The 6354-nt window shown below is 72.4% G+C and carries 8 protein-coding genes and 1 pseudogene; 2 read left to right on the top strand and 7 right to left on the bottom strand.

Translation table 11 applies throughout. The features are described from left to right. Window positions 1-391 (top strand): annotated as a pseudogene (locus C1I93_RS27150) (hypothetical protein); the annotation flags it as partial. A gap of 37 nt (window positions 392-428) precedes the next feature. Here the strand turns inward: C1I93_RS27150 and C1I93_RS27155 are convergent. Together C1I93_RS27155 and C1I93_RS27160 are read right to left on the bottom strand one after the other, a co-directional pair. Continuing rightward, window positions 429-1796, bottom strand: a complete 1368-nt coding sequence (locus C1I93_RS27155) for a cupin domain-containing protein (RefSeq protein WP_111246122.1) — start codon at window positions 1794-1796, stop codon at window positions 429-431. Window positions 1797-1805: 9 nt separating this feature from the next. Further along, window positions 1806-2111 carry a hypothetical protein gene (locus C1I93_RS27160; RefSeq protein WP_111246123.1) on the bottom strand — a complete coding sequence of 102 codons (306 nt, stop codon included), beginning with the start codon at window positions 2109-2111 and terminating at the stop codon, window positions 1806-1808. Window positions 2112-2568: 457 nt separating this feature from the next. On the opposite strand from C1I93_RS27160, the gene C1I93_RS32775 reads away from it, so the two are divergent. Next, a complete protein-coding gene (locus tag C1I93_RS32775; protein ID WP_223256663.1) occupies window positions 2569-2727 on the top strand; it encodes a hypothetical protein in 159 nt (52 codons plus the stop codon). Window positions 2728-2738: 11 nt separating this feature from the next. Here the strand turns inward: C1I93_RS32775 and C1I93_RS27170 are convergent, their stop codons facing one another. The 5 genes from C1I93_RS27170 to C1I93_RS27200 form a co-directional block, all read right to left on the bottom strand. Continuing rightward, complete coding sequence (locus C1I93_RS27170) at window positions 2739-3167, bottom strand: DUF2267 domain-containing protein (protein WP_111246124.1); 429 nt, start codon at window positions 3165-3167, stop codon at window positions 2739-2741. 460 nt (window positions 3168-3627) lie between these two features. After that, on the bottom strand, window positions 3628-4026 hold the full coding sequence (locus tag C1I93_RS27185) for a TraR/DksA family transcriptional regulator (RefSeq protein ID WP_111246127.1): 399 nt from the start codon (window positions 4024-4026) through the stop codon (window positions 3628-3630). A gap of 123 nt (window positions 4027-4149) precedes the next feature. Further along, a complete protein-coding gene (locus C1I93_RS27190; RefSeq protein WP_111246128.1) occupies window positions 4150-4809 on the bottom strand; it encodes a nucleoside/nucleotide kinase family protein in 660 nt (219 codons plus the stop codon). 45 nt (window positions 4810-4854) lie between these two features. Beyond that, window positions 4855-5463: a winged helix-turn-helix domain-containing protein gene (locus C1I93_RS27195; protein WP_111246129.1), complete on the bottom strand. Its 609-nt coding sequence runs from the start codon at window positions 5461-5463 to the stop codon at window positions 4855-4857. A 249-nt stretch (window positions 5464-5712) separates the two neighbouring features. Continuing rightward, window positions 5713-6258: a winged helix-turn-helix domain-containing protein gene (locus C1I93_RS27200; RefSeq protein ID WP_111246130.1), complete on the bottom strand. Its 546-nt coding sequence runs from the start codon at window positions 6256-6258 to the stop codon at window positions 5713-5715. Window positions 6259-6354 lie beyond the last annotated feature (96 nt).

Raw genomic sequence — 6354 nt, forward strand, 5'->3', positions numbered from 1 at the left:
GGCGGGCACGCCGCCGGGGCCACGGGCGGACGCCACCGGAGATCCGGAGCCACTGCTGGAGGCGGCCCGGGAGCTGCTGCGCCGCACCGGGCAGCCGGGCGAGCTGCCCAGCAGCGTCAACCCGCTGCTGGCGCTCTGCGGGGTGGCCGGGGCGGTGCTGGCGTACGCCCTGGGTGCCGGCTGTCGCGCGCTGGCCGCGCGGGCCGACGGTGAGCTGGCCGTGGGGTTGCCGGTGTTGGCGCTGGTGGTGACGTTGCTCGGCCCGGTGCTGGGCCTGATCCCGGCGCGCCTGATCGCCGATCGCCGCCACGCCATGCTGAGCCCCCGCCCGGTCATCATCGTGGCCACCGCCGGCCTGCTGACCACCCTCCTGCTGCTGGTCACTGTCTGACCCTCGTCGATCTAGGGCTCGTCGTCGTTCCAGGAGATCAACTCGCAGCAACAAGCCCTAGATCGACGTGCGGGGTGAGGACGGCTTCGCGCAGCAGGCGGCGGGTCAGAGTGAGGCGGTCGGCGTCGGTGTCGAGGGCGGGCAGGTCACCGACGCGGACGGGCTCGCCGGTGAGCAGGGCGCGCAGGGCGGGCTCGCAGTACGCGGGCAGGGTGATCGTCCGGTCGAACAGGCGCAGGGTGGTGCGGTCGCGCTCGGTGGTGAGCTGCCAACGCAGGCCGGGCCGGAGGATGACCTGATCGTCGACGGTCAGCGCGGCGAGCGCGGCGGCCTGGGCCAGCGGGCGGATCGGTGCCGGACGCGACGCCGGCCACGCCCGCTGCCGCAGTCGAGTCGCCACCGCCGCCGGGTCGGCGCGCAGCAGCCAGTCCCGCAACGCCTCGACGGTCTCGGTGAGTTCCGGCTCGATCGCGTCCGGGTCGCCCAGGTCGGTGCCGAACGGCAGGGTGGCCCGCAGCCGCCGGTCCTCCGCGGCCAGCGCGAGCAACTCCTCCACCAGGGCGTACCGGGTGAGGGCGCGGATGCCGACGGTCAGGTGCAGCGAGCTGTCCTGCTGCGCCTGGGCGCTGTGCAGCCAGCCGCGGGGCAGGTAGAGCGCATCGCCCGGTTCGAGCACCACGTCCAGGGCGGGCGCGTCCTGCGCGGTGGCGCAGACCTCGTCGGCCCGGCCACCCCAGGGTTGACGTTCCAGCGGTTCGGGCAGCACCGGCGGGTGGATCCGCCAGTGTTTGCGGCCGTCCACCTGGAGCACGAAGACGTCGTGGGTGTCGTAGTGGGTGGCGAAGCCCTGGTTGCCCGGCGGTGTCAGGTAGGCGTTGACCTGCAACGGCTGGCCGACGGCCAGGCTCAGGTCACGGGTGAAGTCGACAAGCGCCGGCCAGATGCGGTGCAGGCCCTGGAGCACAAGGGTGGCACCGTCGGCGTACAGCGCCAGGACTTTCTCGTCGAGGACCTGGTCGCCGATTTCGGCGCCGGCACCGCCGCCGCCGGTGAAGCGCGCCGCCGGCACCAACTGGCCGTCCTTGGCCACCCGCAGGAAGGGGGTACGCAGACCGCGGCGGCTGAGCAGTTCGTCGGCGTCGTCCGGGCTGAGCAGGTCGGTGAAGCCGGCCGGGTTGGGCAGTTCGGCGGCGCGTGACAGCAGCGGGGTCTGTCCCCAGTGGGCGGCGGCGAACTTCGCCGGTTCCACGCTGACGCAGCGGGCCAGGGCCGCCACGGCCGACGGCGTCGGATGCGCAGCGCTGGGGTGGGCCGCGTCCGACGGCGTCGGGCGTGCGTGGGCGGCCGTGGACGGAGCGGAAACCGCCGGGCGACCGTGGCCGCCCGGCGGTTCGAGATGCGTCATGGTGATCCGTTACCGGGCCGCGCCGTCGGCACCGCCGTCGTGCTGACCCGGGTTGGCACCGCCGTCGGCCGGGCCTTCGGCGCTGCCGTCGGCACCACCGTCGTGCTGACCCGGAGTCGCGCCCCCGTCAGCCGGACCCTCGGCGCTGCCGTCGGCACCACCGTCGTGCTGACCCGGAGTCGCGCCCCCGTCAGCCGGACCCTCGGCGCTGCCGTCCGCACCACCGTCGTGCTGGCCGGGGGTGGCGCCGCCGTCCGCCGGACCTTCCAGCCCGCCGCCGCTGGTGCTCTGAATGTCGTCGTCGTTGAGTGGCATCGTGCTCCCTCGGATGGCCCCACCCCCGCCGTCGGTGGGGTGCGTCGTGTCGCGGGTGGTACCCCGCGGCCGATCTTCTCTAACCAGACTGCCCATACCGTAAACGTCCGGACCGGCCGGCATAAGAGAGACCGCCAAGAGGAGCGATGGGAGCCAGGCGGGTTCTGGCGAGATGGCAAGGCGGAGGGCACTGTGGTTCCCGGCGTTGGGTGACAGGATGGACGCCACTCGAACCGACGGAGGTGCCGATGACCTCACCATTGGAGCCGGTGACCGAGCAGTGGCAGCGCGCCCTGGCCATCGTGGCGCACCCGGACGACCTGGAGTTCGGGGCCGCCGCCGCGATCCCCGGAGCAACTGACCGGCGACGTCGGGCCGTGGGGCGGCGTGCGCCAGGTCTGGGCGGCCTCCTCCCCCCGCTCCGGGCACGGCGTGGACACCACCGACCGACAAGGGGGTGGCGTCGCTGCTCGCGCACGAGGCGTACCTGACCGGGCTCGGCGACGGCAGTTTCGACGCCGAGGAGTTCCTGGAGGGTGGCGCCCGTCCCGTCGGCACCCGGCTGGGCACGCGCTACGGCACCTCGTTCGAGGTGTTCCGCTTCGACCTCTGGTAGGCCGCCGTCGGTCAGGGCATGACCTGGGCGAGGTCGCCGGGCATGTTGTCCTTCACGTCGTCCCACTCGCCCTGGGTGATGTGCCGACGCAGGGTGTCCAGCACCACCTGGACCACCCGCAGCGGACCGCCCTCGACGTCGTACGGGAAACCCTGGCGGACCTCGTAGAGGAAGTCGTCCCGGTCGAGCTTGATCGGCACGTCCTGCGGCTGCCAGCCGTCGAAGTAGATGCCGCGCACCAACATCGGCAACTGGGCGGAGAACTCCACACTCTCCTGCACCGGCATCCGGTCACGCAGCAGATGCAGCACGGTACGCAGGGCGGCGTACGACTGGTTGCGTCGCTCCTTCGGCCACCCGTACGCCTGCTCGATGTCCTTGAGAATCAGGTTGGTCTTGTCCACCGAGGACTCCACCGCCGACTGGAACTGCTCAGCCATCTGTCCACCCCCGTACGTCGGTTTCCCACCGTCGGTCGTCGTGCCGCCGCGGCGGGCCCACCCGACCGCGCCGCGGCCTGATCGGGCCGGCCCCACCGGCGCGCGGTGCCCGTCTCGCCGGGTCGGCCGCGCCGACCACCCGCAGCACCCCGCCGGGACGCCGGCGTGGCGACATCCGAGCCGTCATCGCCCACCACCTCCGTGCCGTCGTCTGCCTGGCCGGTTCGCCACCCGGCCCCATTCGACCTGCGCCTCATGGTCTCCCCGCAGAGGGTGAGCCGTCCTCACCCTCTGCGGGTGGGTTCGGTGTGCAGCGCCTGGAGTTGCTGGGCGTGGCGTGGGCCGCCCACGGCCTGGTCACCCGAACGTTGCGGGTCGCATAGTCCCGGTAACAGTTGTTGAGCAGCACGTGGGTCTGGTCCGTCGCGTCGGCCGGTTCGCCCAACCGGGGCGCCTCGGCTCAGGCCGCCCGCCGCTCCCGGCTCTGCTTGCAGGTCACGCAGGCGGTCGCCGACGGGAAGATCTCCAGCCGTTCCACCGGGATCGGCGCGGAGCAACCCTCGCAGTAGCCGTAGGTGCCCTCGTCGAGTCGGGTCAGGGCGTGTTCGTACTGGGCCCGCCGGTCGAGGATGGTGCGCAGCAGGGACTGCGCGGTGTCCCGCTCGGCGGTCTTGGTGCCGCTGTCGGCCTGGTCGTCGCCGGCGGTGTCGCCGACCTCGACCAGCCGGAGCACCTGGCTCTGCTGGACCGCCTGCTCGTACTCCTCGGACAGTTCGGCGTAGCGGGCCTGGAGGGAGAGCCGGATCCGGTCGATCTCCGCCTGGGATCGGCCCGTGCCGATCGTGTCGTGGACGAGCATCGCTGCCTGCCTTTCCTTGGCATCTGTCGTCAGCCGGACGAGACGGTCCCCACCCGGCGATACCGCCCAGACGTGATCACCCGGGCGCTGTGAGGCCCCGCGAATACCCCCCGCGAGGGCGGGTCAAACCGCCTGGCTGCCGGATTCCACGATCGCCGGTCGCATCGGATCGTCCACCCGGACCACCAGGTCGGCGAAGCCGACCGGGACGACCTCCTCGGCGTATCTGGTGAACGCCGGCAGGGCCCACGCCTGTTCGAGCGCGGTGCGCCGGCGCAGCGCACCTGCCGACATCTCCAGGTGCACGGTGAGGTCGAAGGGCAGGCCGCCGCCGAGCAGAAACGCGCCGCTGACCAGGACCACACCACCCGGGGGCAGGTCGACGTACCCGGCCCGGGTGGCCCGGTCCGCCTTGGCGTCCCAGAGCGAGGGCAGCAGCCGGCCGGTGCCGTGCGGCCCGGCCGGGTCCAGGACCTCCCGACGCAGTCCGGCCTCGTCGACCCAGCCCTCGTAGTACGCGTCCGGGTTGTGCCGTCCCCGCTCCAGCCGAACCGACGCGGGACGCAGGAAGTCCTCGGCCCGCACGTGCAGCACCGGACGGCTCAGGGCACGCAGCGGGTCGACCAGGGCGGCCGCCAAGTCGTCCGGACCGGCGGCGGGAGCGCCGTCCACGGCGACCCGCACCCGCCCGGCCTCCGCCGGCCCTCCGACCGACCCGGCGGTGATGATCCGCTCGGTCAACTCGGCGACCAGCAGTTGCGGTGAGATGGGACGCGCGCGCATCCGACAATGGTGCCCGGGACGGCGGGGCGCACCCACCGGGTGACGTCAGCCGGCGCGGTCCAGGGTGACCCGGGCGTCGTCGGCGAGCCGGTAGCCGACGCCGTAGACGGTGGTGACCAGGGGAACGTCCACGCCGACCTTGCCGCGCAGCCGGCGCACGTGCACGTCCACCGTACGCACGCCCGCGTGCTCGTAGCCCCAGACCGCGTTGAGCAGTTGCAGCCGGGTGAACACCCGTCGGGGATGCGCCGCCAGATGCAGCAGCAGATCGAACTCCAGCCGGGTCAGCGGCAACGGCTCGCCGTCGCGCAGCACCGACCGGGAAGAGGCCAGGATGTGCAGGGTCGGGATGGTCGGGGTGAGCTGACGCGGCGAGCGTCCGGCCGGGACGGTCTCGGCCCGGCGCTCCGGGACCACCGGCCCGACCGCGTTGACGCTGCCCTCGCCTCGCTCGATCATCTCCCGGGCCGCCTCCAGCAGCCGGCGCGCAGCCGGGGTGAGCGACTCCTCACACGCCAGTGGAATGGAGAGGGTGACGGTGAGCACCGGAGCCGCGGTGCTGCTGGGACGGCGCTGACCGCCCGGAGGTCGACCGGGAACCGAGGGTTGGGACGTATGCCATCCGGCGCGCGACGAAGCGGGGCTGACCGACATGGTCCTCCTTGGCTGGTCCGGGTTTCCCCACGGCCCCGGGACGCCGTTTTATCGATGCTTCCCGGCGTCCGGGCAAGGGTCAAGAGCCGACTGCGTTGCATGAATGTGACAATTGGCCGACACATCGCAGCCGACTGCTCGCTCTGCGTACTAGACCAGATGATTACAGCAGAGTCACCCGAATGATCTGTTACGGGGGGTCCCCGGAGGATTCGCGTCCCGCGTCACGCGTACGGGTGGCAGACCGGATCACGTCTCGATTGTCACCCGCGCCTCGTCGGCGAGGCGGTAGCCCACACCGTGAACCGTGGTCAGCAGCGGGTTGTCGGTGCCCAACTTGGCGCGCAACCGACGGACGTGCACGTCGACGGTACGCACCACGGCGTGGTCGTAGCCCCAGACCGAGTTGAGCAGCTGGATCCGGGTGAAGACCCGACGCGGGCGCTCGGCCAGGAAGAGCAGCAGGTCGTACTCGATGCGGGTGAGCGGAACCGGACGGTCGCCCTGGTACACGACGCGGGGCCCGGTGACGATGCGTACGGCGGCCGGGTCCTGCGTGGTCGGCCGCTCGACGACGTCGTCGGAAAAGTGCCGACCCTCGTGGGACATCCGTCCCTCGCCCGACTCCGCCAACTCGCCCAGCAACTCCATCAGGCGGTTCAGGCGTGGGCTGACCTGCCCCACACTGAGGTCGACAGTGATGGTCAGGGTCGGTCCGGTGCGCGGTCGCGCCACCCGGGCCCGGTTGACGCGACCGGGCGGGTGCTGGCGCGGACTGATGGCGACGACGGACATGGTGGCCTCCTGAGACTTCCGCCACGCCGGGTGGGCGTGGGTGTTTCAGTGGGACGCCCGACCGGCGGTCGCCGGGGGCGCGAAGGTGGACGGACG

The organism is Micromonospora endophytica, from assembly GCF_003236305.1.
In the GTDB taxonomy this organism is placed as follows: Bacteria; Actinomycetota; Actinomycetes; order Mycobacteriales; family Micromonosporaceae; genus Micromonospora; species Micromonospora endophytica.

Coding starts and splice junctions, on each gene's coding strand:
- C1I93_RS27155 (WP_111246122.1), bottom strand. CDS start 1,796: ATGACGCATCTCGAACCGCCGGGCGGCCACGGTCGCCCGGCGGTTTCC.
- C1I93_RS27160 (WP_111246123.1), bottom strand. CDS start 2,111: ATGCCACTCAACGACGACGACATTCAGAGCACCAGCGGCGGCGGGCTG.
- C1I93_RS27170 (WP_111246124.1), bottom strand. CDS start 3,167: ATGGCTGAGCAGTTCCAGTCGGCGGTGGAGTCCTCGGTGGACAAGACC.
- C1I93_RS27185 (WP_111246127.1), bottom strand. CDS start 4,026: ATGCTCGTCCACGACACGATCGGCACGGGCCGATCCCAGGCGGAGATC.
- C1I93_RS27190 (WP_111246128.1), bottom strand. CDS start 4,809: ATGCGCGCGCGTCCCATCTCACCGCAACTGCTGGTCGCCGAGTTGACC.
- C1I93_RS27195 (WP_111246129.1), bottom strand. CDS start 5,463: ATGTCGGTCAGCCCCGCTTCGTCGCGCGCCGGATGGCATACGTCCCAA.
- C1I93_RS27200 (WP_111246130.1), bottom strand. CDS start 6,258: ATGTCCGTCGTCGCCATCAGTCCGCGCCAGCACCCGCCCGGTCGCGTC.